The sequence below is a fragment of the Hydrogenophaga sp. genome (assembly GCF_030158645.1).
GTDB lineage: Bacteria > Pseudomonadota > Gammaproteobacteria > Burkholderiales > Burkholderiaceae_C > Hydrogenophaga.
The window spans coordinates 1-2,533 of record NZ_JAOASO010000057.1 but is presented as its reverse complement, the minus strand read 5'-3'; the positions used below and the strand labels follow the sequence as shown (position 1 = coordinate 2,533).

The window sequence follows — 2,533 nt, the reverse complement described above, 5'->3', positions numbered from 1 at the left end:
TGGCGGGAATCGGACCCGCGACCTCTCCCTTACCAAGGGAGTGCTCTACCACTGAGCCACAAGGGCCAAGGAAGCCGGCAAGCCGGCCACCTGGAACATTCAAAAAACCTGCTCAAAACCGATCATCAGCGGGACATGGAGCGGGAGACGGGAATCGAACCCGCGTCATCAGCTTGGAAGGCTGGGGTTCTACCATTGAACTACTCCCGCCAAATTCGCCCCGCCCGAACAGCCACCCCAACAAGGGAGCGGGCCGCCGGACTCAAAGTCCCGTCGCATTCATGTCACACATCAATCGCTGGTGGAGGAGGCTGGATTCGAACCAGCGTACGCGTAAGCGGGCAGATTTACAGTCTGCTGCCTTTAACCACTCGGCCACCCCTCCATAGCGCAGCCCGCGATTATGCCATGGTTTTCGGCCGGCGTGCGAGCTTCGCCGCAAGCCTGTCGATCACCAGGCCACGGGCTCGGCACCCCGCCCCTTCAACCAGGCGTTGGCCTCACCGAAATGGCCACATCCGATGAATGGCGTGGGCCCACGTCGAGCCGACAGCGGCGACGGATGGTTGGCGAACAGCAAGAGGTGGCGCCGGGCGTCGATGAGGGCCGCCTTTTTCTGGGCGTGTGCGCCCCAGAGCATGAAGACCTTGGGCTGGCCCGAGGCGCTGCAGCGGTCGAGGAGCTTGTCGGTCAAAGCCTCCCAACCCCGTCTGGCGTGGCTGGCGGGCCGGCCGTCCTCCACCGTGAGGCAGGTGTTGAGCAGCAGCACGCCTTGTTCGGCCCAGCGCACCAGCGATCCGTTGGCTGGCATGGGCAGCCCCAGGTCGCGTTGGAGCTCCTGAAAGATGTTGCGCAGGCTGGGTGGGGGCTTGACGCCGGGAGCGACCGAGAACGCCAGCCCTTCGGCCTGCCCGCTCCCGTGGTACGGGTCTTGACCCAGCACAACCACGCGAACCTCGTCGGCGCGCGTGAGTTGCAACGCCCGCAACGGCTCAGGCGGGTAGATGGTGGCGCCTTGGGCCCGTCGGGCTTCCAGAAAGGACATCAGCGCCATGCCTGCGGGGGACGACCAGAATTCCGCCGTCAAATCGCCCCAGCCCGACGTCTCCTGCGGGGTCATGCGGTCAGGCGAACAGCTCGGCCAGCGCCAGACCGGGCTCGGGCGCCCGCATGAAGGCCTCACCCACCAGGAAGGCGTGCACGCCGGCCGCGCGCATGGTCTGCACATCGTCGCGACCGAGAATGCCGGACTCGGTGATCAGCAGGCGGTCGGCCGGCACGTCGGCCATGAGGTCCAGCGTGGTTTGCAATGTCACCTCGAAGGTGCGCAGGTTGCGGTTGTTGATGCCGACCAGCGGCGTCTTGAGCTTGAGCGCGCGCTGCAGTTCGGCGCGGTCGTGCACCTCCACCAGCACAGCCATGTTCAGACCCAGCGCCAGGGCCTCGAGATCCGCCATCTGCGCGTCGTCCAGGCAGGCGGCAATCAGCAGGATGGCGTCGGCGCCCATGGCCCGAGCTTCGTAGACCTGGTACGGATCGACCATGAAGTCCTTGCGCAGCACGGGCAGGTCGCAGCTGGCGCGGGCCTGCTTCAGGTAGTCGGGGCTGCCCTGGAAGAACTGCTTGTCGGTCAGGACCGACAGGCAGGCCGCGCTCACCTGGCCGTCGCCCTCGGCATAGCTCTGCGCGATGTCGGCCGGGATGAAGTCCTCGCGCAGCACACCCTTGCTCGGACTGGCCTTTTTCACCTCGGCGATCACCGCGGCTTGGCCGGCAGCGATCTTGCGGCGCAGTGCGCCCTCGAAGTCGCGTGTGAGCACGCGGCTTTCAGCGTCGAAGCGCACCACGTCCAGCGGTTTTTTGCGCTGGGCTGCGGCGATTTCTTCGTGCTTCACCGTCACGATTTTCTGCAGGATGTCGCTCATGGGGTGGGTCCGGTTCAGGCCGCGAAGGCCTTGAGTTGTTCGAGTTTGGCCAGCGCGGCGCCAGCGGCGAGCGTGCGGCGGGCGAGTGCAATGCCAGCGCCCATGTCGGGCACGACGTTGGCCGCGTACAGCGCCACGCCGGCGTTGAGCGCCACGATTTCGCTGGCGGCCTTGAAGGCCGGATCGTCCCGGCCTTCGAGCACACCCATGAGCATCTGGCGCGAGGCCTCGGGCGTTTCCACGCGCAGTGCGCGGCTGCTGGCCATGGTCATGCCGAAATCTTCGGGGTGGATTTCGTATTCGGAGATCTCGCCGTTTTTGAGTTCGCCCACCAGCGTGGCGGCGCCGAGCGAGACCTCGTCCATGCCGTCACGGCCGTACACCACCACCGCATGTTCAGCGCCCAGCCGCTGCAGCGCGCGCACCTGGATGCCCACCAGGTCGGGGTGGAACACCCCCATGAGGATGTTGGGTGCGGAGGCCGGGTTGGTCAGGGGGCCGAGGATGTTGAAGATGGTCTTGATGCCGAGTTCGCGCCGCACCGGGGCCACGTTCTTCATGGCCGGGTGGTGGTTGGGCGCGAACATGAAGCCCACGCCGACCTGCTC

Annotated in this window: 3 protein-coding genes and 2 tRNA genes; all 5 read right to left on the bottom strand. The window is 66.2% G+C overall.

Annotation, left to right across the window (positions count from 1 at the left end; genetic code table 11):
- Positions 1–136: 136 nt before the first annotated feature.
- Positions 137–210, bottom strand: a tRNA-Gly gene (locus tag Q1W68_RS06005).
- Positions 211–299: 89 nt separating this feature from the next.
- Positions 300–385 (bottom strand) — tRNA-Tyr (locus Q1W68_RS06000).
- Between the two features lie 66 nt (positions 386–451).
- Entirely contained in the window at positions 452–1,120 is a 669-nt protein-coding gene (locus tag Q1W68_RS05995) for a uracil-DNA glycosylase (protein ID WP_300651214.1), read from the bottom strand.
- Positions 1,121–1,124: 4 nt separating this feature from the next.
- Complete coding sequence (gene trpC, locus Q1W68_RS05990; RefSeq protein WP_300715868.1) at positions 1,125–1,925, bottom strand: indole-3-glycerol phosphate synthase TrpC; 801 nt, start codon at positions 1,923–1,925, stop codon at positions 1,125–1,127.
- Positions 1,926–1,939: 14 nt separating this feature from the next.
- Positions 1,940–2,533: anthranilate phosphoribosyltransferase (gene trpD, locus Q1W68_RS05985; RefSeq protein WP_300715866.1), on the bottom strand; the 594-nt coding region annotated here is incomplete at its 5' end.